Genomic DNA, 22,207 nt, shown 5'->3' with positions numbered 1-22,207 from the left:
GCGTCGCGCCTGAATCTCGAAGCGCTCGGCATGGCGCCCGACACGCTCGTCAAGTTCGACAAGCTGATCGGCAAGCCGCACGGCATCGTGCTGGTGACCGGCCCGACCGGCTCGGGCAAGACGACCACGCTGTATGCGTCGATGTCGCGGCTCGAAACCGCGACCACCAACATCATGACGGTCGAAGACCCGATCGAGTACGACCTGTCCGGCATTGGCCAGACGCAGGTCAACGAGCGGATCGGCATGACCTTCGCGCGGGCGCTGCGCTCGATTCTGCGGCAGGACCCGGACGTCATCATGATCGGCGAAATCCGCGACCTGGAAACTGCGCAGATCGCGGTGCAGGCGTCGCTGACCGGTCACCTTGTGCTCGCGACCTTGCACACGAACGATGCGGCCTCTGCAGTGACGCGTTTGACCGACATGGGCGTGGAGCCGTATCTGCTGGCCTCGTCGCTGCTTGGCGTGCTGGCGCAGCGGCTGGTGCGGCGTTTGTGCCCGGTGTGCCGCGAAGAGCGTGTTGAAGAGGATGGCAGCGTGCGCTGGCATCCGGTCGGCTGCGACAAATGCGGACAGTCGGGTTATGCGGGACGGCGCGGCGTGTACGAACTGCTGCTGATCGACGACGAGATCCGCACGCTGGTTCACCGCAACGCGTCCGATGCGGAAATTCTGGCGTCGGGCCGTGCGCAGGGCATGCGTACGCTGCGCGAGGACTCGGACCGCTGGCTGGCGTCGGGGCTGACGTCGCTCGAAGAAGTGATCCGCGTGACGGGCGGAGCATAAGCGCATGCCAGCATTTCGTTTCGAAGCGATCGATGCGGCCGGCAAAGCGCAAAAGGGCGTGCTCGACGCGGACAGCGCGCGCGGTGCGCGAACCAATCTGCGTTCGCAAGGACTGACGCCACTCGTCGTTGAACCGGCCGCGACGCGCACACGTGGCGAGCGCAATCAGCGTCTGTCGCTGGGGCGGCGTTTGTCGCAGCGCGAGCAGGCGATTCTCACGCGGCAACTGGCCAGTCTGCTGATCGCCGGCTTGCCGCTCGACGAAGCGTTGTCGGTGTTGACCGAGCAATCGGAGCGTGACTACATCCGTGAGCTGATGGCGTCGATTCGCGCCGAAGTGCTCGGCGGCCATTCGCTCGCGAATGCGCTGACGCAGCATCCCAAAGACTTCCCCGAGATCTATCGCGCGCTGGTGGCGGCCGGTGAACATACCGGCAAGCTCGGTCTCGTGCTCTCGCGGCTCGCCGACTACATCGAGCAGCGCAACGCGCTCAAGCAGAAGATCGTGCTCGCGTTCACCTACCCCGCGATCGTCACGCTGATCGCGTTCGGCATTGTCACGTTCCTGTTGAGCTACGTGGTGCCGCAAGTGGTGAACGTGTTCGCCAGCACCAAACAGCAACTACCGATCCTCACCATCATGATGATGGCGCTGTCCGGTTTCGTGCGGAACTGGTGGTGGGCGATGCTGATCGGCGTGGCCGTGCTGGTGTATCTGGTGCGCTCGGTCCTGAAGCAGCCGGGGCCGCGCCTCGCGTTCGATCGCTGGCTGCTCACCGCACCGCTGCTCGGCAAGCTTGTGCGCGGCTACAACACGGTGCGTTTCGCCAGCACGTTGGGCATTCTGACTGCCGCGGGCGTGCCGATCCTGCGCGCGTTGCAGGCCGCTGCTGAAACGCTCAGCAACAACGCGATGCGCGAGAACATCGACGATGCGATCGTGCGTGTGCGTGAGGGTACGTCCCTATCGCGTGCACTCGGCAATACGAAGACGTTTCCACCGGTGCTGGTTCACCTGATCCGGTCGGGTGAAGCGACCGGCGACGTGACGACCATGCTCGACCGCGCGGCCGACGGCGAAGCACGTGAGTTGGAGCGGCGCACGATGTTCCTGACGAGCCTGCTCGAGCCGTTGCTGATTCTGGCGATGGGGGGCGTGGTGCTGGTGATCGTGCTGGCGGTGATGCTGCCAATCATCGAATTGAACAACCTGGTGCAGTAAGGCGCAGGCGTTTTTCGGTTGCGAGGCGGCAGGGGTTGAGTGGCAACTGCGGTGCCTGCGCTGCTACGGCCGCATGCGAGGGGCGGCCCTGAGAACCGCCGTGCAATCCGCTGAAGCCAGGCAGAACGCCTGGATTAGTGCACGTAGATTAGCGCACGTAGATGGTGGGACCTGCCGGGTTGGCCGGCAGGAATACTTCGGAATGCGCGCCATTGCGGTCGATGATGATCGAGCGGGCGCGGACTTCGGAGAGTTTGGCGCCCTGCATGAGCGCGCTGCCGAGCGACACCGCGTGCGGCGGTTCGCCGCCGACGCTGACGATGGCCGCGGCGCCTTCCCGCAAAGCGAGGATGCCGAACAGATGCACGTCCTGATTGGCGCTGCGGGTGAGCTGGCCGCCGAACAGCGTGGCGGCCTGGTCGGTCGAGACCTGCGCATGTGCGGCGGCGGCAGGCAACGGCGCGCCGGACGTGGTGGCGAGCGTGATGACCCAGTAGGTCAATGTCGCGCAAAACACGGCGAACAGTGCGAGCGACAGAAGGCGGATTTGAATGGCGTTCATGCGCATATTGTACGGACTATTGTGAAAATTGCGTTGGGGGAAAGTACTCCTAATCTCGCGAAAAGTGCGAGGCCCCGGAGGGAGCGCGAGAAACTTGGGGTGACCCGGCGTTTTGTCGCAACCCTTCAACAACATGACATTAAAATGACCGGCCCGGCGTGTTCAATGGCAGCCCTGATTGGCTGACACGCGAATCCCGCCCGATCGAAAATTTCACCTGAAAAGAGGTAGCAAGCTATGCAACTGTCGACCACTCGACGTATGGAAATCGCGGGCCCGCGCAGCCGTCGCCAGCGCGGTTTCACGCTGATTGAAATCATGGTCGTGATCGCGATTCTGGGCATTCTGGCCGCGTTGATCGTGCCGAAAATCATGAGCCGTCCGGACGAAGCGCGCCGCGTGGCCGCCAAGCAGGATATCGGCACGGTCATGCAGGCGTTGAAACTCTACCGTCTCGACAACGGCCGCTATCCGACGCAGGAGCAAGGCCTGCGCGCGTTGATCGAAAAGCCGACCACCGACCCGGTGCCGAACAACTGGAAGGACGGTGGCTACCTCGAACGTTTGCCGAACGATCCGTGGGGCAATACCTATCAGTACCTGAATCCGGGCGTGCATGGCGAGATCGACGTGTTCAGCTATGGCGCGGACGGCAAACCGGGCGGCGAAGGCAACGACGCCGACATCGGCTCGTGGCAGTAGCCCCTGGCTGTTCGGTGATTCATTAAGCGCTGTTGATTGTCAGGCGCGCCGGATCGCATAGCTCGTTGGCGATCCACCGCGCGTCGTATCGACTCATTGTTTTTCTGATCTTTGGTTGATCGTTTGTGGCCGGCACTATGCGACTGTCCGCTTGCAAGTCCCCTGTGGACACTCCGTGTACGGCGTGCGCCGGCGCACGCGTGCGCGGCATGCGTGGCGCACACGGTTGCGGCACCGCCCGCGCGAAGCGCGCGGCAGGTTTCACGCTGCTGGAAATGATGGTGGTGCTGGTGATCGCGGGCATTCTGGTATCGCTGACGGCACTGACGATGACGCGCAATCCGCGCACCGATCTGAACGAGGAGGCGCAGCGTCTCGCGCTGCTGTTCGAATCGGCCGGCGACGAAGCCCAGGTACGCGCGCGGCCGATTGCGTGGCAACCGCTTGACGATGGTTTTCGTTTCGATGTGCGTACCGAAGACGGTTGGCGTCCGCTGCGCGACGATCTGCTCGGGCCGCGCAACTGGGAAGGTGGCGTGACCGGCGTGACGATCAATTATCCCGGGTCGGATTCGCATCCGAGCCGAGTCGTGTTCGGTACCGAAGCGATCGACGTGCCGGTGCAAATCACGTTGTTTTCGGCGGTGGGGCGCGCGACGATTGTCAGCACCGGCAACGGCCGCTATGAGGTGCACTGAGATGCGTCGTTGCAGGAACATGAGCGCTCGCGAGATGGTCCACAGCGCGCAGCGCGGTTTTACGATGATCGAAGTGCTGGTGGCGCTGGCGATCATTGCGATTGCGTTGGCGGCGTCATTGCGTGCCGTGGGGAGTCTGGCGAGCGGCGAAGCCGATTTGCATCGACGGTTGCTGGCCGGATGGAGCGCGGACAATACGCTGGCGCAACTGCATTTGACGCATGGCTGGCCGAACGTCGGCTCGACGAGTTTTGACTGTTCGCAGGGCAATTTGCAGCTGATTTGTACAGAGAATGTGACGGCGACGCCGAATCCGGTGTTTCGTCGAGTGGAAGTGATGGTGACGATGCCTGGGCGTTCCGGCAATCTCGCCCAGATGGTTACGGTGGTCGCGAATGAAAACAACCGTTCGCTCTGAGCGCCGCGGCCGATCGGGCGCGCGTGGGTTCACGCTGATCGAATTGCTGGTCGCGATCGCGATCATGGCGGTGATTGCCGTGCTGTCGTGGCGCGGGCTGGACCAGATCGTTCGTGGCCGCCAGACGATTACGAACGCGATGGAAGACGAGCGCGTTTTTGCGCAGTTATTCGACCAGATGCGGATCGACGCGCGTCAGGCTGTATCGGATGACGAATCCGGACAGGCGGCAGTGTCGATTAGCGGCAGCGTGCTGCAGATCGTGCGGCAGATTCTGTTGCCGGGGACGGCGCCGCGCTTGCAGGTGGTGAGGTATCGCGTATCCGAGGGGCGTGTGATCCGGTATGCGTCACCGCCGCTGGGGAACGTGGGCGAGTTGCGTGGTGCACTGCGCGGGGGCGAGGGAGATGGTTGGACGGCGGTGCCTTTGATGGGCGGCGTCGGGGCTATTTCGGCGCGTCTTTATGTGCCCAAGGTTGGTTGGACCACGCAGATGAAGGATGTGCAGAGTGCCATTACGGAGAACGACAATAATCTGAAGGTGCCCCAGCTGGGGAATGCGCCGCTGCCGCGGTCGGTGACTGGGCTGGAAGTGAGTATTGGGGCTAAGTCGTTGGCGCGGCCTGTTACGCGGGTTTTTCTCGTCGGAGAGTGAGTATGAGGTTCTCTTTTTTGTCTCCGCGACGCTCTGTGGTTTTGCGCCTCTGGCAGTGCTTTTGTCTGCGCTCTTCTCGTGGTCTTTCGTTGTTTCCTTCCGGTTTTGGCCTTTCCTTGCTTTCTTATCGGTTTATTAGCGTTCCCCCTGTGCGGGGGGGCACCTACTTTTCTTTGCCTGCCGCAAAGAAAAGTAGGCAAAAGAAAGCGGCTCAAACCGCTAATGCTAAGCGGGTCCCCCGCACAGCTAACGGTAGTGGTGCATCTGGAATCAGTGCCCCCGCACACTCCCCGTCCGTGACAAAGCAGTCATCCGCTCCAGCGGCGCTCCGCGCGCCGAACGGTATATCACAAACAAGCGAGTGTTCCAGTGCCCGCGCTTCGGCCGTACACACGAGTCCCGACGCGCCAGCATTCGCACGGCGTATGGTTGAGCGCCTCGCCGAGGCGAAGCCGATGGCCCCCCCTCCCCTAAACCGAAGCCATGGGTTTGCAAAGCGGACCCGTCCGGCGAGCGCGCTGCGCGAGTCGGGAGGTATGACTGCTTTGTCACTTCGGGTTGGGGACATGGGGGCACGGATTCCAGATGCACCACTGCCCTCTGCGAGCCAGGGGACCCACTTAAGAGTTAGCGGTTTGAGCTGCTTTCTTTTGCCTACTTTTCTTTGCAGCAGGCAAAGAAAAGTAGGTGCCCCCCCGCACAGGGGGAACGCTAATAAACCGATAAGAAAACAAGGAAAGGCCAACACCGGAGAACAAGGAAAGGCCAACGCCACAGGCAAACAAGCAAACAACCAGCGCGGCGCAGCCATCATCAGCGCCCTCCTGGTAGTCGCGCTATCAGCGATCCTGGTATCAGGCATGCTCTGGCGCCAGCAAGTCCAAATCCGAAGGATAGAAAACCAACGCCTCCTATCCCAGGCGCAATGGATCGGACGAGGCGCGCTCGACTGGACGCGCCTGATCCTCCGCTCGGAGGGCGACACCTCAGCAGGCATCACCTACCTGGGTGGCTTATGGGGTGTCCCCATAGCCAAAACACGTCTGTCGGATTTCCTTGGACAAATCGGTGAAGTCCGAGCCGAACAAGGCCAGGCGACCTACCTCTCAGGTTCAATCGAAGACGCCCAGGCGAAATTCAACCTCCGTAATCTGGTCTCGAGCCCGGCGCCCGGCGTCATGCAACTGAACATGGAGCAGGTCGGCGCCTACCAACGTCTGCTCGTGTCCCTCGGCATGAGCAGCCAGCTGGCGAAAACCACCGCCCTGCAGGTGCGCTCGAGTCTCGCGCAATCGGCGACACGTTTCCAGACGGTCACCTCCGCCGCGGGCACCACGGCGACCCCGATCACCCCGGGCGGCGGCGCTATCGGCGGCGGCTTCACCGACAAACCCGGTATCGAAGACGGCGACGACAACGCAGCGGTCGCGCCGCTGCAAATGACGAGCGTCGATTCATTGCTCGATATCCCCGGCTACACGCCGGAAATGATCGCGCGCTTGCGGCCGTTCGTCACCGTGCTGCCGACGGTGTCGGCGGTCAACATGAATACGGCCTCCGCCGAAGTGGTCGCAGCCATCGTGCCGGGGATGAACCTGTCCTCCGCACAAGCCTTCGTCGCGCGTCGGCAGACCGTGTTTTTCCACAATGTCGCCGACGTGCAGCTCGCCTTGCGCGGCGCCGGCGTCCAGTCGGTCTCGATCGATCCGAATGAAATGGACGTCAACACGAGTTACTTTCTGATCCACGGCCGCGTGCAGCACGAACGCGCGGAAGTCGATCGAACAACCCTCGTCTATCGCGATGCTTTGACTCACACTACGCGTATCGTGCGGGTACAAGACCAACTATGAATAACGCCTTTCCCAGAGAGAGTGGCCTTTGAGCACGCTGATCGTTCTATTGCCGCCGCGTGATCCGGCGGTGCCGTCGCAGGAATGGCAACTGCCGGACTTGCCGTTCGTGCTGCTCGACAAATCGGGCCGGACCCAACGCGCGGGCCGCTCGGCGCTCGCGCTGCTGCCGCGCGCCTCGTCGACGGTGCTGATGGTCGCCGCCCGCGACCTGCTGATGATGCCCGCCAAGCTGCCACCATTGCGCGGTCCGCGGCTGCGCCAGGCATTGCCGAATATCGTCGAGGATCAACTGATCCAGGACCCGCAAACCTGTCACATCGCCGTCGATCCGCAACCGGTCGCAGGCGGCCGTCAGCTGCTTGCGATCATCGACCGTGGCTGGTTCCGCTTCATCTGCGAGGGCTTTGCCGCAGCCGGCCACCGCAGCGTGCGCGCCGTGCCGGTTACGCGCTGTCTGCCGCAAGCTGTCGCGCTCGACACGCCCGCCGAAGTCGCGGAAATGGTCAATGCGGGCGAACCGGTCATGGCGGGCACCGCCAGCGTGGCGACGTCGCTGCCGGGCGTCGCGCCGGTGGTGGCGCCACAGGTCGCTGCGGCCGTGCCGATGGTGGCTGCCGTGCTTGGCGCCGTGACTCACACTTCGCCCGCGCTGCTGCTTGAAGGTGCGGTTGAACGCGTGGTGGACAACGGTGCGCCACGCGTCGAACTGGCTGTCGCGCGCGGCGTGCAGGGCGAGGGGCTGGCGGTGCCGGCCAGCGCCGTGAACGCGACGCTCAGCGCGCTCGCCGGCGCCGCGCCGGTCTCGCTGTACATGCTGACGGAAGTGCCCGGCAACGAGCCGAGTCTCGCCGCAACCAGTCCGGCGAAACTCGCGGCCTACGTGCATGGGGCCAGCCCGTTGCCGTTCGAGCAGCTCGCACGCCGCGCGCTGGCGTGCCGCTTCGACCTGTGCCAGTTCGAGTTCGCTTCGCAACCGTGGCGGCTCGACCGCGCGACGCTGCGGCGCCTGCGCCTGCCGGTCATGCTGGCGGTTGGCGCGCTGGTGGTCGCGATTGTCAGCGCGAACGTGCAATGGCTGATGCTCGCGCGTCAACGCGACGCGATCAGCACGCAGATGACCGAACTGTTTCTCAACAGCTTCCCCAAGACGACGGTCGTGCTCGATGCGCCCGACCAGATGTCGCGCCAGTTGCAGCAACTGCGGGTGGCGGCCGGTGAGCTTTCACCCGACGATTTCCTCTCGCTCGCCGACGGGCTCGCGCGTTCGCTGGCGCCGGTGCCGGTCAACGGCATCGCCGCGCTCGACTATCACGACCGGCGGCTCGATGTGACCTTCAAGCCCGAGGTGAAACTCGACGCCGATTTTGCCAAGCGTCTGTCGCGCAACGGCCTGACCGGCGCGATCGACAGCAACACCGGTAAGTGGACCATCAGGAACGGACAATGAAAGCTGAACTCGCCCAAAGCTGGGCTGGATTCTGGGACCAGCGCACCGAGCGCGAAAAGACGCTGCTGGCGTGGGGTGGCGGGGTGCTGGCCGTGGTGATCGCGTGGTCGGTGCTGTGGGCGCCGGCGCAGGAGGGCCGCGCGCATCTGCGTGAGTCGCTGCCCACTTTGCAACGTCAGTTGGCGCAGATGACCGCGCAGTCGAATGAAGCGCGCCAGCTTTCCGCCGCGGCTCAAGGGGTCGCGCCGACTGGCGCGGCGCTCAAGGACGCGCTCAGCGCCTCGCTCAGCGATCACGGGCTCGCCGCGACCCAGGTGCAGGTGATCGGCAACGCGGTGCAGATCCAGATGAAGAATGTGTCGTTCCCGGCGTGGACGAGCTGGGTCGACGACGCGCGCAAGCAATTCAAGGTGCAGGTCGCCGAGGCCCACGTGAGCGCCCTCAAGGAAGACGGCCAGGTGGACCTGACGGCATCGTTGCAGCCGTCTACCGCGAAATGACCGCGCCGATACAGGATCTCGCATGACTTACTGGATGCGGCGCCTGCGCGTGGCGCTACCCTGGCTGGCGGTCGCGGTGTTCGCGAGCGCGGCCGTAATGCTCACGTTGTTGCCGGCCGCCTGGATTACGCCGCAATTCGCCAAACAGACCCGTGGCCACGTCAATCTCGTCGATCCCGCCGGCTCGTTGTGGCACGGTTCGGCCACGCTGATGCTCGCTGCCGGTTCCGACATGAGCGCCGCCACCCTGCTGCCGGGGCGGATCGAATGGCGCACCGCGTTCTGGCCGCTCTTTACCGGCCGCGTGCGGATGACCATGCGGCACAGCGAAGCGATGCCCGACCCGATTACCGTCGACATCACCCCGCGCACCGCGACCGTGACGCCGGGGGCCATGGCGGTGCCGGCATCGCTCCTGAGCGGCCTCGGCGCGCCGTTCAATACGCTTGATCTGCAAGGCGACGTGCGCCTTGCATGGTCCGATTGGCGCAGCTTCAATCAGGAGGCGTTCGGCCAGCTGACCGTGACTCTGAACGATGTCAGTTCGCGCGTTTCGCTGGTCAAGCCGCTGGGTTCTTACCGGCTGCTGTTCCAGGCGCAGGGCGCATCGTCCACGCTGGATCTGACGACCCTCAAGGGGCCGCTGATGCTGACCGGCAATGGCAGCGTGTCGTCAGCCTCGACGTCGTTTCACGGGACGGCCAGCTCCGCGCCGGAAGCACGCGACAATCTGGCCGGATTGCTGAATCTGCTGGGCCGGCCAAGCGGGCCGGATAGCGTCGCGTTGACGTTTGTGCACTGAGGCTCGGGCTGCAATAAAAAAGGCATGGCCGCATTTCGCGGCCATGCCTTTTTTGCGTTTTCCTGGCGCGCCGCGCGGCTAGTTGCTCTGCGCCGGTTGCGGCGTGGCGCCGTTTTGCGCCACAGGCGTGGCCGGCAACGGCGCAGGCGCGGCCACATCGCCCGTTTCGCGGTTCATCTGCGACACATCCCAGCCACCGCCGAGCGCCTTCACCAGACCCACCGACGACACCATGCGCTGCCCGGCGAGGTTCTCCAGCTTCTGCTCCGCGGTGAAGGCGGTAGTCTGCGCGGTCAACACGTTGACGTAGCCGACCGTACCCGCCTTGTACTCGTTCGTGACGATGGCGAGCGCCTGCCGCGCGGAATCCACCGCTTGCCGCTGCACGACGATTTCCTGCTCGAGGATGCGCTGCGAGGCGAGATTGTCCTCGACATCCTGGAACGCAGCCAGAATCGTTTGACGGTAGGTGGCGACGTCCTGATCGTAGACAGCACGAGCGGCTTCCGTCTTGGCCTCGCGCAGGCCCGCGTCGAAGATCGTGGCGGCGAGTTGCGGGCCGAGCGTCCAGAAGCGCGACGGCAAGGTCAGCAGTTGCGAGAACGCCGAACTCTGGAAGCCGCCGGTGGCCGACAGCGTGAGCGACGGGAAGAAGGCGGCAATCGCCACGCCGATCTGTTCGTTGGCGGCTGCCGCCGTGCGCTCGGCCGCCGCGATATCCGGACGCCGTTCGAGCAGCGCCGAGGGCATTTGCGCGGGCACGGCAGGCGGCGTGGCGGTTAGCGGCATGGGCGGAATCGAGAAGGTCGAGGCCGGCTCGCCAACCAGCACCGCGATCGCGTGCTCGTCTTGCGCGCGCTGCACGCCGTTGTCGATTGCGGCTGCTTGCGCCGATTGCAACTGCGTTTGCGCCTGGATCACGTCCGAGCGCGCGGCGACGCCTGCCGCGTACTGGTTCTGCGTGAGCTGCAACGAGCGCTGATAGGCCGCGACGGTGTCGTCGAGCAGCTTCTGGGTGGAGTCGAGCGCGCGCAGCGAGAAATAGGTTTGCGCGAGCGTGGCCTGAGCGGACAGCCGCGCATTGGCCAGATTGGCGGCGGCGCCCTGCTGGCCGGCTTTCTGCGAATTGACCGAGCGCGTGACGGAACCCCACAGGTCCGGCTCCCAGCTTGCGTCGAGTTGCACGTTGTAGCTGTTGTTGATACCGGAGCGGCTCGTGGTCGTGGCGCCGCTACTGGACGACGAGCCGTAGCCGGAGCGTGTGCCGCCGGCCGACGCACCAACGGTTGGGAAATACGCCGCGCGAGCCTCGCCGACCAGCGCGCGTGCCTGCCGGTAGGCGGCGGCATATTGGGCGATGGTCTGGTTCGACGTGTTCAGCTTGTCTTCGAGCGCGTTGAGTTGCGGGTCCTGGTAAATGGTCCACCAGTCGCCGCGGTCCTGACGATCGGCCGGCTGGGCGACTTTCCAGCCGGGCGCGGCTTCCTTGTAGGAAGCGGGGATTTCAGCCGCCGGCCGCTTGTAGTCGGGGCCGACCGCACAACCGGCCAGCAGGGCGGCGAGCGCCGCGGCCACGGCGATAGTCAGGGCGCGGGGCGCAAGCGTCCGCGCGCGCGAGGTTCGATCAAACTGCATGCAATGGATTCCTTCAGGACGCCGCAGCGCGGCCAATGGCGGCGCTGCCAGCCGGGCGAGATCATGGCTCTGCCGGAATGTTAGCGTATGGGGCCGCATGAGCGCGGCAAACTGAAAGGGTAATGCGAGGGAAGGCGGAGGTGTGTTACTTAGGGTGTCGGGATGGTTACGTGCTGTTACCAGCCTCGTTGCCTTTGGCGACGCAAGCGCGCCGCACGGGCAACCAGGCCCGGCTCTGTGAGAAGAGAATACAGCCGGGGAGAACCGTTAGACCCGCGAATCCGAAGACGTGGTCTGCCGGGCCAGCTTGCCGGCCGCAGCCCGGCACGGCGCATCGCCTCGTGCGTGGCAGGTGGCCGCCGCGCTTCCGGCAAGCACCGGAACGGCTTTCGCCACGGCGATGACGCCCCCGCTCGCAGCCGGCAACCCTACCGACCCCACTGATTCCGCTGCAGCGACGCGCCTAGCGTCCTTCTGCACCCGCCGATGCTCAAACCACGCAAACACCGCGACGCCTACCGATCCACCGGGCAGTACAAACAGCACCGCGAACAGCGCCAGTTTCCACCAGCGATGCGGCCCTTGAAAGCTGCTCAGTGCGGAATCGGTCAGGGAGCGGCTCAAGCCGCCGAGGGTGTTTTTGAGGTACAGCATGGGGGAAATCCTTTTCGCACGGCGCCGTTGCGGCGTGCAGACAATCGGTCAGAACATGGTCTCGGGTGGCGCGGGTCGCGCGTAACTCGTTGCCTATCATAATATTGACCATGCAATTAAATTTCAAGATACTTTGGTCGTTCGCGAGGGCGATGTTGTTTTTTGCGCTGTTCGCGTCCCGCGAAATCCAGTTTGACTTGTCTGCTTAGGCAGCTAGAATTCGTTCTGCTTGGCGATGTTCCCGGATACACGATGACTGACGGCCCCTACAAAGCGGATGAGATTCAACTCGAATCGAGTCTTGGCTACTACCTGACGAAAGCGCGAAACGTGCTTGTCGAACGAACTGACCGCGCGGTGAAACCGTTAGGACTGACCGCTCAGCAGATCGGTGTGATTCTGATGTTGGCCTCGCAACGCGCGAACACGCCGTTTGAGTTGTCGCGTGTCATGTCATACGACAGCGGATCGATGACGCGTTTGCTCGATCGCCTTGAAAAGAAAGGCTTTATCGTGCGCACACGCAGCGACGCCGACCGCCGGATGGTCAAGCTGGTACTGACGCCGCAGGGCTACGAAGCCGCGCGGCAATTGCCCAGTCTGGGCGCCGCCGTGCTGAACGAGCAGTTGCGTGGGTTTTCCGCAGCGGAACACGCCACTCTGGTCAGCCTGCTGAGCCGTTTCATTGCGAACGGCATCGGTGAGGGCGCAAGCGGGTGTTGTGGACTGGGATCGACGCAGGAATCGCTGGAAGACTCACCCGAAGAGCCATCGCCAGATCACGGCGAGCAGTAACCAGGAGGCGCTTTTTGAATGCGCCGTTGTTTGAAAATGTCTGTCTGGGCAGAGGGTGATCCGGCATGTAAGCGCGCTGTCAGATGAGTGCGATAAAGCTGCCGCGACAAGCTTTCCCGGCTGAGGAGAATCACACATGGCTGCTACGGCTTCCGCCGACGCCCTACCCGCCGCCGAACCCGCTCCGCTCAAAGGCGGGACGCTGGCGTTGCTTACTGTCGGTCTTGCGCTTGGCACCTTCATGGAAGTGCTCGACACGTCGATCGCGAACGTCGCGGTGCCGACCATTTCCGGCAGCCTTGGCGTGGCGACCAGCCAGGGCACCTGGGTCATCTCGTCCTATTCCGTGGCCTCGGCGATCGCGGTGCCGCTGACCGGCTGGCTCGCGCGGCGTGTCGGCGAGGTGCGGCTGTTCACCCTCTCCGTTCTGCTTTTCACGATCGCCTCGGCGCTGTGCGGCTTCGCGCACAATTTCGAATCGCTGATTGCGTTCCGGCTTCTGCAAGGGCTGGTCTCGGGGCCGATGGTCCCGCTCTCGCAGACGATTCTGATGCGCTCATACCCGCCGGAAAAGCGCGGGCTCGCGCTCGGCCTGTGGGCCATGACCGTGATCTGCGCGCCGATTTTCGGGCCCGTGATGGGCGGCTATATCACCGACAACTACACGTGGCCGTGGATCTTCTATATCAACGTGCCGATCGGGTTGTTCTCGGCCGTGTGCGCGTTCCTGTTGCTGCGCGGCCGTGAGACCAAGGTGACCAAACAGCGTATCGATGCGGTCGGCCTTGCGTTGCTGGTGATCGGCGTGTCGTGCCTGCAGATGGTGCTCGACCTGGGCAAGGATCGCGACTGGTTCAACTCGACGTTTATCGTCACGCTGGCGATTATCGCCGTGGTGTCGATCGCATTCCTGCTGGTGTGGGAGATGACGGATGCGGAGCCTGTCGTCGATCTTTCGCTCTTCAAGGATCGGAATTTCGCGCTCGGCGTGGTGATTATTTCGTTCGGGTTTATGGCGTTCTTCGGGTCGGTGGTGATTTTCCCGCTGTGGTTGCAGACGGTGATGGGCTACACCGCGGGGATTGCCGGCCTCGCGACGGCGCCCGTCGGTATTCTTGCGCTGTTTCTGTCGCCGATGATCGGCAGGAATATGCATCGATTGAATCTGCGCATGGTGGCGAGTTTTGCGTTCGTCGTGTTTGCATTCGTGTCGTTCTGGAACTCGACCTTTACGCTCGATGTGCCGTTCAATCATGTGATCTGGCCGCGGTTGGTGCAAGGTATTGGCGTTGCCTGCTTCTTTGTGCCGATGACGACCATTACGCTGTCCAGTGTGTCGGATGAGCGGCTTGCCAGTGCTTCTGGATTGTCCAACTTCTTTCGGACTCTGTCGGGGGCGATTGGGACGGCTGTTAGTACGACTTATTGGGAAAATGACACGATCTATCATCATGCGATGTTGACCGATTCGGTGAGCGTCTATTCGGCTAATACCAATGCTTATACCAATGCGCTGGCTGGTATCGGGCTTTCTGGAGATAGCCTCACCGCTCAGTTGAATCAGGTCGTGACCGCGCAGGCTTATATGATGGCCACTAACGATTTTTTTCGGATTTCGTGTGCGGGGTTTCTGGTGTTGGCTGTGCTTGTTTGGGTGACTAAACCCCGTAAAGGGGTTGGGCCTTCTATGGGGCATTGATGTGGGTTTTTTGCCTACGGCGTTGGCCTTTCCTTGTTGTGTTATTGGATTATTAGTGTTGCCCCTGTGCGGGGCGGCACTTACTTTCTTTGCCGCCGCAAAGAAAGATAAGCAAAGAAAGCGGCTCACACCGCCAGCTCTTAAGTGGGTCCCCCGCACAGTTGCGGTAGTGGTGCATCTGGAATCCGTGTTCTCGCACACTCCGCTCTGGTGACAAGGCCGTCATGCCTCCGGCGGCGCTGCGCGCGCCGATGCCTGGGTCTTCACACCACTCGCTGCGGTTTTTGCCGCGAGTGGTGTCGCGCTCGTAGCTTCTTCGCGGTTTCTACGTGAGCGTTTTCTTTCCCTTATTGCGTTACTGCGTCCCCCTGGATCGATTGTCCCGGTGCGTCCGGGTGCATCGCCGTTGGTCCAGGCTGCGATGGTTTTTCGCCGCTTTGCGGCGTGCCCGTTGTAGTGCCTCGTACGTATTCCTTGAAATCGGCGCCCGCTTCCCATGGGTTCGGCTTGCAGCCCATCGATCCGTCGCAATGCGCCGCGAAACCAATCGTTGCCGTGCCGTCCGGGTTCTGTGTGCGCGTTATCTGGTACGCGAGCGCACGTTTGCCGCCGTCCGGACCGGCAGTCTGGATCAATGTGTCCGTCGCGGATTCGATCTTGTACTTCGAATGACCCGCTACCCACGTCTGCGCGCGCTGCCACCAGACATCACACTCGGCCTTGGTCGAACACGTCAACGGCGTGGTCGCAATCTGCATAACGTCCGGATCAACCTGCCCCTGCGTCGAACATCCCGCCACCGCCATCAGGCACAGCGCGGCCAACAGATCCTTTTTCATCACGTTCAAGCCTCCCTCTCCGGAGCGGGTCGTGAAAGTTGGACCGCTTTCCTGACAAGGTGTTTCATACGCGTCAGCGAATCGTCATGACGTGGGGAGATTTTGCCGGCATGAACAGGGCGCTAGCGTCGCTGCGCGTAGACGTTACCTGTGCGCAATTGAAAAGCGGCCCGGGAGGCCGTTTTCCATGTCACAAATGAAAATGCCGTTCAGCGTTGACTGAACGGCATGGGCGCGGGGCCGTTTTTTGATGCTGTCTGCTTGTCGCTCAGACGCTAAACCGGTTCAGTGTGTACGCCCGGTACGCTGCGACAAATGCGTCGAATGAACCGACCTCTTCCCGTTCCAGTTTGGCCTGCTCGGCAAGCGATTGCACGGCAAGGTCGGCGAATTCCCTGGTCTGCGCGGCGTCCAGCGGACGTGAGCGGAAATAGGCAGCGTGCGCTTCACTCTGTTCGAGGCCGAACGCGAGGAAGCTTTGCTGCTTGTCGCGCATGGTCTGCAGCACGCGCGCTGACGGCGTCAGCGAAGCATCCGCCAGTTTCGCGCGCTGAACCGCGACGGCGCGGGCATGTGCGTCGCCGCCGTGCAATGCGTCGAGCGTCGCGGCCGCAGCGTCGATCTGGACGAACAGTTCGTTCGCCCAATCCGTCATTGCGATCGGGCTGCCGTCGCGCGTCAGTTCGAGGCCCGGTTTGCGGCCCTCCATCGTCACGCGGCCGAAATTCTGATTCGCCTCCGCATAGGCGTCCGGCGGCAGTGGCGCGCTGTCGTCGAGCGCGCAGACCAGCAGGTAAGCATCGAGGAAACGCGACGTCTCCAGCGATATACCGGTCGGCTCAAATGGATCGATGTCCATACAGCGCACTTCGACGTACTGCACGCCGCGCGCGGCCAGTGCATGCAGCGGACGCTCGCCCGGATACGTGACGCGCTTTGGGCGGATCGTCGAATAGAACTCGTTTTCGATCTGCAGCACGTTCGTATTGATCTGCACCCACTCACCGTCGCGCTGTGTACCAATCGCTTCATACGCGGGATACGGCTGGCTCACGGCCTTCGCGAGCGCGTCGAGGTAGCCCGGCAGCGTGTCGTAGTCGGCGTGCAGCGCGGCTTGTGCGGTGGTGTTCGAGTAGCCGAGATCGCTCATGCGCAAGCTGGTCGCATACGGGCGATACAGCGTGTCGGCGTCGAACGTTTCGAGCGTGTGCTGGCGATCGCGCAAGAAGCGGCGATCCAGTGCCGGCGACGCGCCGAACAGGTACATCAGCAGCCAGTTGGTGCGGCGGAAATTGCGGATCAGCGCGAGGTAGCGGTCGGACTGGAAATCGACGGCGTTTGCCGTGGATTGCTGGTCCGCATGCAAGGTCCGCCACACTTCTTCGTTCAGCGAATAGTTGTAGTGGATGCCCGCAATGCACTGCATGGTGCGGCCGTAACGGAGCGCGAGGCCAATGCGGTACACGTACTTCAGTTTGCCGATATTCGAGGTGCCGTAGTGCGCGATCGGAATGCCTTCGTCCGTGTCTGGCAGCAGGCCCGGCATCGAGTTATTCCACAGGATCTCGTCGCCGAGTTCGGCGTAGACGAAACGATGCAGCGTATCGAGCTTCTCGAGCGTGAGCGCGACGTCGTGCTCGGCCGGCGTAATCAGTTCGAGCAACGCCTCGGAATAGTCGGTGGTGAGCGACGGGTGCGTAAGCGCCGAACCGAGCGCGCGCGCATGCGGCGTCATGGCAAGCTCGCCGTCGTGCGTGACGCGCAGGCTTTCCTTTTCGATGCCGCGCAGGCCGCGTATCAGCGCGTCGCGCTGCGGACCCGAGGTCAGCAGGGAGAGGCGCTGCGCTAACGCGCCGTTGGTACGGGAAGGTGTCGTGTTTGGCATTGATGCGTGTCGGGCGTTGTCGGCCGCCATGTGCCGCTGCACTGCTTACGTGCAGCACTGCGCGGTTGACAACGTTCGGCGGAATTTTCGGGTAGCGGGCACTTTAACATCTCGCCAGAACGGCTGCTTGAGGCCGCTTCGGCGGGCCTCCAGGCGACACAACCTGGCCTAATTTCAGGACAAATGGCTCGCCCTGCACCCCACTACCCTGCACGCGTCCGATAGCCACACGGGGTTCAGCCGCCGCGCGCGGCCCCGGCCCGGTCCGCCACTTCGTTCCACAGATGCATCGCCGCATACGCGCGCCACGGCCGCCAGGCGTCGGTGCGCGTGCGTTGCTGCGTGGGCCGCACCAGCGACGGGTCGCGCGCGCAGATCGACTGCATCAGCACGAGGTCCCATGCGGGCCAGGCGTCCGCGTCACGCCATGCGCGCATCGCCACGTACTCGACCGTCCATGGACCGATCCCAGGCAGTGCGAGCAACGCCGCGCGCAGGCTGTCGGCATCCGCGACGCTGCTGTCGAGCGGCACGTCGCCCGACGCCACGGCGTGGGCGAAGCCTTGCAACGCGGCTACGCGTTTACCCGGCATGCCGATTTTTTCCAGATCGACCGCGGCGAGTGCGGCGGGCGTTGGAAAACGCCACGCAGTGTGCTCATACGGATGACCCTCGATGCGCTCGCCGGCCCGTTGCACCAATCGTCCGATGATGGTGGTCGCCGCCTTCACGCTGACCTGCTGCCCGACGATGGCGCGCACCACCAGCTCGAAGCCCGACCATGCGCCCGGCACGCGCAGACCGGGCACGGCCTCGATCAACGGCGCGAGCCATGGGTCGGCGGCCAGTTCGCGGCCGATCTTCTTCGGATCGGCGCGCAGATCGAACATCCTCGAGATCGGCGCGGCGAGCGCGTCGGCATGACGGCTCGCCGGGCCTTCGATGTTCGCGACGATACAGCGCTTGCGCGGATGCAGGCGTACCGTCAGCGTGCCACTATCGCCGGCCCAGTCGATCGCGCGGCGATAGGCGCCGTCTTCGACCGCTTCAACGCCGGGGGTTGCGCGTCCGCCGAAAAAGCGCAGCAGACGCGGCCAGTCGAAGGGAGGTTTGAAGGGCAGTTCGAGTGTTGCAACATCGTCAAGCGTGCTCACGCGGCGTGGTCCAGTTTAGTAGTGGCAGTGGTGACAATAGCGGCCGCGCGTTCGCGGCGTTGTTTGGGTTCATCGAGCGAAACGTCGCCGGCGTGCCGGGCTTCGTTATCGAGCAGTGCGGCCTTGCGCGGCAGACCCCAGCGATAACCCGCGAGCGCCCCGCCCTTTTGCACCACGCGATGGCAGGGAATCGCCAGAGCGACCGGATTCGTCGCGCACGCGCTCGCCACCGCGCGCACGGCGCGGGGTGAGCCGACCGCTTCCGCGATCTCCGAATAGCTGCGCGTTTCACCGTAGGGAATGCGCCGCAGCGCGTCCCATACCCGTTGCCGGAACGCGGTGGCGGCGATATCCAGCGGCAGTTCGAAATCCTGCCGCGTGCCGCGCAGATAGGCGTCGATCTGGGCGATGAACGGGGCGAGCCGCGTTGCGTCTTCGACCAGCTCGGCGTTGGCGAACTCGCCGCGCAGATCGCCGGCGAGTGTCGCGGCATCGTCGCCGAAACCGATCTTGCAGATGCCTTTGTCGGTGGCGGCAACCAGCACGAACCCGAGCGAGGTCGGTGCGCTGGCGTAGCGCACGGTGAGGCCCGCGCCCTTGCGGCGGAACGCGGACGGCGCCATGCCCAATTCCGCCGAAGCGCTGTCGTACATTCGCGAAGGCGAGCCGAAGCCGGCGTCGAGCGTGGCGCGCGTCACATCCGACCCGCTTTGCAGTGCATCGCGCAACGCGGCGCCGCGCTGTGCGGCCTGATATTGACGCGGCGACACGCCCACCACGCGCTTGAACAGACGCTGCAAGTGAAATGGGCTGACGTGTACGGCGTCGCTCAATTGCGCGAGCGTGAGCCGTTGCTGCGGATCGGCATCCAGCGCGGCGCACGCGCGATTGACGATTTCCAGTTCGCGCGGCAGCCCGCCGGGCTGGCAACGCTTGCAATCGCGATAACCCGCGGCGCGTGCCGCGTTGGCGTCGGTGAAGAAAGCGACATTTTCGCGACGCGGCTGGCGTGACGCGCATGACGGGCGGCAGAACACGCCCGTCGTCTTGACGGCGTAGAAGAACGCGCCGTCGGCCTGCGGCGCGCGGCGAGTGACGGCGTCCCAACGCTCGGCGTCGGTGTCCCAGCGGCTGTCGCCGGTGGTGGTTTCGCTGCCGGTATCGGTACGCTTGCTGTGAACGGTGGGGTTCATGATGGTCCCGGAAAGGTGCTGTCGATGCTCACCAATGTAGGCCGCATGCGGACACACTACGCTCCGGTTCTTGCTCTGTCATTGCACTTCCTCGTAGGTGCCGGACGCCCGCCAGGCGCTCGTTTCGCCTCAAACTGCGACAATTTGGCACGATATCGGGTTTTCCCTTAAAAAGTTATTGCGTCGCACCAACCCCATGTGTATATTAGTACTTGTCTCCTCCATGTCTCCTCCTGATATGGATTCAGCCCGCTCCACATAGAGCGGGCTTTTTTTCGTCTGTACGCTTCTGATCTGCCCCTCATACGGACTGATCAGCGCGCCCGCCGCCCCTTCCTATCTCCTACACTGGTGGCTGTTCATCCGTTCTGCCAGCCAGCCAAGGGGCGTTCTACATGAAAATCCACATTCGCGAGATCGATCACATTGTCATTCGGGCGTCGAACGTTCCGGAGATGACGCGCTTTTATTGCGGCGTGCTCGGTTGCAGCATCGAAAAGGAGCAGCTCGATCTGGGTCTGACGCAATTGCGTGCGGGGCGTTCGCTGATCGACCTGTTGCAGGTCGGCGCCAAGCTCGATCATCCCGGCAACGGTGTGCCGGGTGCGGGGCGGAATATGGACCACCTGTGTTTGCGCGTTGAGCCGTTCGACGCCGAGGCGCTCAAGGCGCATCTGGCCGAACACGGCGCGCAGCCTGGCGAGCCGGCTGTGCGCTACGGCGCGGATGGGTTTGGGCAGTCGCTGTATCTGTTCGACCCGGAAGGCAATATGGTCGAACTCAAAGGGCCGCCCGAAGCGGCGCGTGCGACGTCGTTGTGACCAAGGTGAGTGCGGCCTCCCGGCCGGCGCGGCAGGCACGCGTCGAGCCGGATAGACGCGCACTGCGGTAGACGGACTCAGGCTGCCAGCGCGTGTTGGCGCCCGTCGAGGCTATCAGGCGTTGGCAGGCGCCTTCAATACCGTCCACTCGATTTTCACCGCGTCGGCGTCGGCGCTGCCGAGCCATGCTTCGCCGTCCTGCACCGTGCATTGCAGACGCATGGTCCGTTCGGCGAGCGAGCCGAGCGCGGCGGCGACATCTTCGGCGAGCGTCCATACCGTCACGTTGCGCATGCGTTCGACCTTGCTGCGCACCCCTTGCCACCAGATGTCCGAGGTGCGGCCGCCATAGGCGATCACGATCACTTCGTTCGAGCGGCCGCTTGCCTTGGCAATGCGCCGTTCGTCCGGCTGGCCGACTTCGATCCAGGTTTCGATCGCGCCGGTCAAGTCTTTCTGCCAGAGGTCTGGTTCGTCGACGTCCGACAAACCTTTACAGAATTCGAGGCGTTCCTGCGCGAACAGCGCGAACGCGGCGACGCGCACCATCATCCGTTCGTCGGTTTCCGAGGGATGACGGGCGATCGTCAGCGAATGGTCGGCGTAATAGTGCCGGTCCATGTTGGCGATCTGGAGTTCTGCTTTGTAAATCGTCGATTTGAGAGCCATGCCGTTGCTAAACCAGGCGCTCACCCCGCCGGAGGCGGAGCGAACAGAAAAAGAATCGTCGACGGCGCGTTGCCGTGTTCGGTGTTTGGTGTACATCGCGTGATCCTCCCGAGCCGTAGGCCGGCTGCAATTGCGACTATTGCAATGGGAGAAGCATTTATCGCGCCACGGGCGGCTCGAAAGTGCTGCCGTAGACCTCGCCTGCGGCTTCCCGCAAGGCTTCGAGCACGATGATGGCCGCCGGCGAAAGCTGGTGCGACTGGCGCGTGATGATACCGAATGTATCCATTCTGCACGGTAAATCGATCGGAACCTGCTTGAGAACACCGTACTGTTGGTACTGACGCGCCACTTCGTCGGGCAAAACCGCCAACATGTCGCTTTGGAGCAATAAGCTCGAAATTGCCAGAAAATTGTTCGTATTGACCACGTTTTGCGGCGGATTCAGTCCAATCTGCGAAAACATCAGATCAAAGCGATGGCGCAATACGCTGCCTGGCGGGTGCAAAACCCAGCTTGCGTTGACGATTCCGCGCAGTGTCAAACCTGTTTCATTTTCGAGAGGATGGCCGGGACGCGCCACCACGCACAACGGCTCGTCGGCCAGCGGTTCGTAGCGGATTTCGGCCTTGAACTGGTTTTGCCGCTCCAGCACCCGGCCGATCATGATGTCCAGTTCGCCCTCGGTCAGTCTCGGCAGCATGACGTCTGAGGTTTCGACTTCCGCCCAGATCTGCAACTGCGGATAGCGCTCTTTCACGCTGGCAATGGCACGCGGCACCATCGTCGCAGCGGCCGCGGCGATCACGCCAATGCGCACCTGGCCGGCCAGACCGGCGCGCAGCGCGGAGATTTCGTCGTGCGCGTGGCTGAGGTTCGAGAGCACCATGCGCGCGTGACGGATCATCACCTCGCCATACAGCGTGGCGTGCATGCCGTGCGGCGTGCGGTCGAACAGACTCACCTCCAGCATGTCCTCGAGCTCCTTCAGGAGCCGCGACGCCGCGGGCTGGGTCATGCCGAGCACGTCTGCGGCGCGCCGGACGTTGCCCTCCTCCTCCATCGCCGCGAGCAGCAGCAACTGCCGTGTCTTGAGCCGCGCCCGCACGAACCAGTTCGAGTAGCTACGTGTCGTCATGGCCTGTTTCCTTATGCGGCCTGAAGCCGTCTATCGGACGATTTGACGTCGTGAAGACTCCATCATGCCATATC

At 63.4% G+C, this 22,207-nt stretch carries 22 protein-coding genes; 13 read left to right on the top strand and 9 right to left on the bottom strand.

Annotated elements, in window-relative coordinates:
* Together BCY88_RS26620 and gspF are read left to right on the top strand one after the other, a co-directional pair.
* The coding region (locus BCY88_RS26620; protein ID WP_183081456.1) for a GspE/PulE family protein at positions 1–789 on the top strand (789 nt) is incomplete at its 5' end.
* 4 nt (positions 790–793) lie between these two features.
* Positions 794–2,011 (top strand): type II secretion system inner membrane protein GspF, encoded by a 1,218-nt coding sequence (gene gspF / locus BCY88_RS26615; RefSeq protein WP_120347141.1) that lies wholly within the window; start codon positions 794–796, stop codon positions 2,009–2,011.
* A gap of 148 nt (positions 2,012–2,159) precedes the next feature.
* Here gspF and BCY88_RS26610 read toward each other — a convergent pair whose 3' ends face one another.
* Positions 2,160–2,573: a type II secretion system protein N gene (locus BCY88_RS26610; RefSeq protein WP_120347150.1), complete on the bottom strand. Its 414-nt coding sequence runs from the start codon at positions 2,571–2,573 to the stop codon at positions 2,160–2,162.
* A gap of 237 nt (positions 2,574–2,810) precedes the next feature.
* Between BCY88_RS26610 and gspG the strand changes: the two genes are divergently transcribed.
* From gspG to BCY88_RS26570, 8 genes are all read left to right on the top strand, one after another.
* Positions 2,811–3,275, top strand: coding sequence for a type II secretion system major pseudopilin GspG (gene gspG / locus BCY88_RS26605; RefSeq protein ID WP_120347140.1), 465 nt, complete (start codon positions 2,811–2,813; stop codon positions 3,273–3,275).
* A gap of 209 nt (positions 3,276–3,484) precedes the next feature.
* Positions 3,485–3,973: a GspH/FimT family pseudopilin gene (locus tag BCY88_RS26600; RefSeq protein ID WP_259461520.1), complete on the top strand. Its 489-nt coding sequence runs from the start codon at positions 3,485–3,487 to the stop codon at positions 3,971–3,973.
* 1 nt (position 3,974) lies between these two features.
* Entirely contained in the window at positions 3,975–4,391 is a 417-nt protein-coding gene (gene gspI / locus BCY88_RS26595) for a type II secretion system minor pseudopilin GspI (protein WP_120347138.1), read from the top strand.
* Positions 4,369–5,046, top strand: coding sequence for a PulJ/GspJ family protein (locus BCY88_RS26590; protein ID WP_120347137.1), 678 nt, complete (start codon positions 4,369–4,371; stop codon positions 5,044–5,046). Before gspI ends, BCY88_RS26590 begins: the two co-directional genes overlap by 23 nt.
* Before the next feature lie 635 nt (positions 5,047–5,681).
* On the top strand, positions 5,682–6,899 hold the full coding sequence (gene gspK / locus BCY88_RS26585; protein WP_259461519.1) for a type II secretion system minor pseudopilin GspK: 1,218 nt from the start codon (positions 5,682–5,684) through the stop codon (positions 6,897–6,899).
* A 28-nt stretch (positions 6,900–6,927) separates the two neighbouring features.
* A complete protein-coding gene (gspL, locus tag BCY88_RS26580) occupies positions 6,928–8,349 on the top strand; it encodes a type II secretion system protein GspL (protein WP_120347136.1) in 1,422 nt (473 codons plus the stop codon).
* Complete coding sequence (locus BCY88_RS26575) at positions 8,346–8,849, top strand: type II secretion system protein M (RefSeq protein ID WP_120347135.1); 504 nt, start codon at positions 8,346–8,348, stop codon at positions 8,847–8,849. Before gspL ends, BCY88_RS26575 begins: the two co-directional genes overlap by 4 nt.
* A gap of 22 nt (positions 8,850–8,871) precedes the next feature.
* Positions 8,872–9,651 (top strand): type II secretion system protein N, encoded by a 780-nt coding sequence (locus tag BCY88_RS26570; protein WP_120347134.1) that lies wholly within the window; start codon positions 8,872–8,874, stop codon positions 9,649–9,651.
* Between the two features lie 78 nt (positions 9,652–9,729).
* On the opposite strand, the gene BCY88_RS26565 is transcribed toward BCY88_RS26570, so the two are convergent.
* Both BCY88_RS26565 and BCY88_RS26560 read right to left on the bottom strand, forming a co-directional pair.
* Positions 9,730–11,286: an efflux transporter outer membrane subunit gene (locus BCY88_RS26565; RefSeq protein WP_120347133.1), complete on the bottom strand. Its 1,557-nt coding sequence runs from the start codon at positions 11,284–11,286 to the stop codon at positions 9,730–9,732.
* A gap of 267 nt (positions 11,287–11,553) precedes the next feature.
* Positions 11,554–11,940 (bottom strand): hypothetical protein, encoded by a 387-nt coding sequence (locus BCY88_RS26560; RefSeq protein ID WP_120347132.1) that lies wholly within the window; start codon positions 11,938–11,940, stop codon positions 11,554–11,556.
* Between the two features lie 252 nt (positions 11,941–12,192).
* Here BCY88_RS26560 and BCY88_RS26555 point away from each other — a divergent pair, with 252 nt between their 5' ends.
* Both BCY88_RS26555 and BCY88_RS26550 read left to right on the top strand, forming a co-directional pair.
* Positions 12,193–12,735 (top strand): MarR family winged helix-turn-helix transcriptional regulator, encoded by a 543-nt coding sequence (locus tag BCY88_RS26555; RefSeq protein WP_120347131.1) that lies wholly within the window; start codon positions 12,193–12,195, stop codon positions 12,733–12,735.
* A 136-nt stretch (positions 12,736–12,871) separates the two neighbouring features.
* Positions 12,872–14,434 (top strand): DHA2 family efflux MFS transporter permease subunit, encoded by a 1,563-nt coding sequence (locus BCY88_RS26550; protein WP_120347130.1) that lies wholly within the window; start codon positions 12,872–12,874, stop codon positions 14,432–14,434.
* A 347-nt stretch (positions 14,435–14,781) separates the two neighbouring features.
* Here the strand turns inward: BCY88_RS26550 and BCY88_RS26545 are convergent, their stop codons facing one another.
* The 4 genes from BCY88_RS26545 to ada form a co-directional block, all read right to left on the bottom strand.
* A complete protein-coding gene (locus BCY88_RS26545) occupies positions 14,782–15,273 on the bottom strand; it encodes a hypothetical protein (protein ID WP_183081455.1) in 492 nt (163 codons plus the stop codon).
* A 268-nt stretch (positions 15,274–15,541) separates the two neighbouring features.
* Positions 15,542–17,158, bottom strand: a complete 1,617-nt coding sequence (gene gshA, locus BCY88_RS26540; RefSeq protein ID WP_120347147.1) for a glutamate--cysteine ligase — start codon at positions 17,156–17,158, stop codon at positions 15,542–15,544.
* Positions 17,159–17,394: 236 nt separating this feature from the next.
* Entirely contained in the window at positions 17,395–18,312 is a 918-nt protein-coding gene (locus BCY88_RS26535) for a DNA-3-methyladenine glycosylase family protein (protein WP_120347129.1), read from the bottom strand.
* The gene (ada, locus tag BCY88_RS26530) at positions 18,309–19,505 is read right to left on the bottom strand and encodes a bifunctional DNA-binding transcriptional regulator/O6-methylguanine-DNA methyltransferase Ada (protein ID WP_120347128.1); all 1,197 of its coding nucleotides are present in this window, start codon (positions 19,503–19,505) and stop codon (positions 18,309–18,311) included. Before ada ends, BCY88_RS26535 begins: the two co-directional genes overlap by 4 nt.
* A 395-nt stretch (positions 19,506–19,900) precedes the next feature.
* On the opposite strand from ada, the gene BCY88_RS26525 reads away from it, so the two are divergent.
* A complete protein-coding gene (locus BCY88_RS26525) occupies positions 19,901–20,326 on the top strand; it encodes a VOC family protein (protein ID WP_120347127.1) in 426 nt (141 codons plus the stop codon).
* Between the two features lie 114 nt (positions 20,327–20,440).
* Here the strand turns inward: BCY88_RS26525 and BCY88_RS26520 are convergent, their stop codons facing one another.
* Positions 20,441–20,995 (bottom strand): YaeQ family protein, encoded by a 555-nt coding sequence (locus BCY88_RS26520; RefSeq protein ID WP_120347146.1) that lies wholly within the window; start codon positions 20,993–20,995, stop codon positions 20,441–20,443.
* A 157-nt stretch (positions 20,996–21,152) separates the two neighbouring features.
* On the bottom strand, positions 21,153–22,133 hold the full coding sequence (locus BCY88_RS26515) for a LysR family transcriptional regulator (protein ID WP_120347126.1): 981 nt from the start codon (positions 22,131–22,133) through the stop codon (positions 21,153–21,155).
* Positions 22,134–22,207: the final 74 nt, after the last annotated feature.

This window comes from Paraburkholderia fungorum (assembly GCF_003610895.1).
Classification (GTDB): Bacteria; Pseudomonadota; Gammaproteobacteria; order Burkholderiales; family Burkholderiaceae; genus Paraburkholderia; species Paraburkholderia fungorum_B.
Note: the sequence above shows the minus strand (reverse complement) of the source record. Positions and strands in the feature narration are given on the sequence as shown.

Coding starts and splice junctions, on each gene's coding strand:
- gspF (WP_120347141.1), top strand. CDS start 794: ATGCCAGCATTTCGTTTCGAAGCGATCGATGCGGCCGGCAAAGCGCAA.
- BCY88_RS26610 (WP_120347150.1), bottom strand. CDS start 2,573: ATGAACGCCATTCAAATCCGCCTTCTGTCGCTCGCACTGTTCGCCGTG.
- gspG (WP_120347140.1), top strand. CDS start 2,811: ATGCAACTGTCGACCACTCGACGTATGGAAATCGCGGGCCCGCGCAGC.
- BCY88_RS26600 (WP_259461520.1), top strand. CDS start 3,485: ATGCGTGGCGCACACGGTTGCGGCACCGCCCGCGCGAAGCGCGCGGCA.
- gspI (WP_120347138.1), top strand. CDS start 3,975: ATGCGTCGTTGCAGGAACATGAGCGCTCGCGAGATGGTCCACAGCGCG.
- BCY88_RS26590 (WP_120347137.1), top strand. CDS start 4,369: ATGAAAACAACCGTTCGCTCTGAGCGCCGCGGCCGATCGGGCGCGCGT.
- BCY88_RS26575 (WP_120347135.1), top strand. CDS start 8,346: ATGAAAGCTGAACTCGCCCAAAGCTGGGCTGGATTCTGGGACCAGCGC.
- BCY88_RS26570 (WP_120347134.1), top strand. CDS start 8,872: ATGACTTACTGGATGCGGCGCCTGCGCGTGGCGCTACCCTGGCTGGCG.
- BCY88_RS26565 (WP_120347133.1), bottom strand. CDS start 11,286: ATGCAGTTTGATCGAACCTCGCGCGCGCGGACGCTTGCGCCCCGCGCC.
- BCY88_RS26560 (WP_120347132.1), bottom strand. CDS start 11,940: ATGCTGTACCTCAAAAACACCCTCGGCGGCTTGAGCCGCTCCCTGACC.
- BCY88_RS26555 (WP_120347131.1), top strand. CDS start 12,193: ATGACTGACGGCCCCTACAAAGCGGATGAGATTCAACTCGAATCGAGT.
- BCY88_RS26550 (WP_120347130.1), top strand. CDS start 12,872: ATGGCTGCTACGGCTTCCGCCGACGCCCTACCCGCCGCCGAACCCGCT.
- BCY88_RS26545 (WP_183081455.1), bottom strand. CDS start 15,273: ATGAAAAAGGATCTGTTGGCCGCGCTGTGCCTGATGGCGGTGGCGGGA.
- gshA (WP_120347147.1), bottom strand. CDS start 17,158: ATGCCAAACACGACACCTTCCCGTACCAACGGCGCGTTAGCGCAGCGC.
- ada (WP_120347128.1), bottom strand. CDS start 19,505: ATGAACCCCACCGTTCACAGCAAGCGTACCGATACCGGCAGCGAAACC.
- BCY88_RS26525 (WP_120347127.1), top strand. CDS start 19,901: ATGAAAATCCACATTCGCGAGATCGATCACATTGTCATTCGGGCGTCG.
- BCY88_RS26520 (WP_120347146.1), bottom strand. CDS start 20,995: ATGGCTCTCAAATCGACGATTTACAAAGCAGAACTCCAGATCGCCAAC.
- BCY88_RS26515 (WP_120347126.1), bottom strand. CDS start 22,133: ATGACGACACGTAGCTACTCGAACTGGTTCGTGCGGGCGCGGCTCAAG.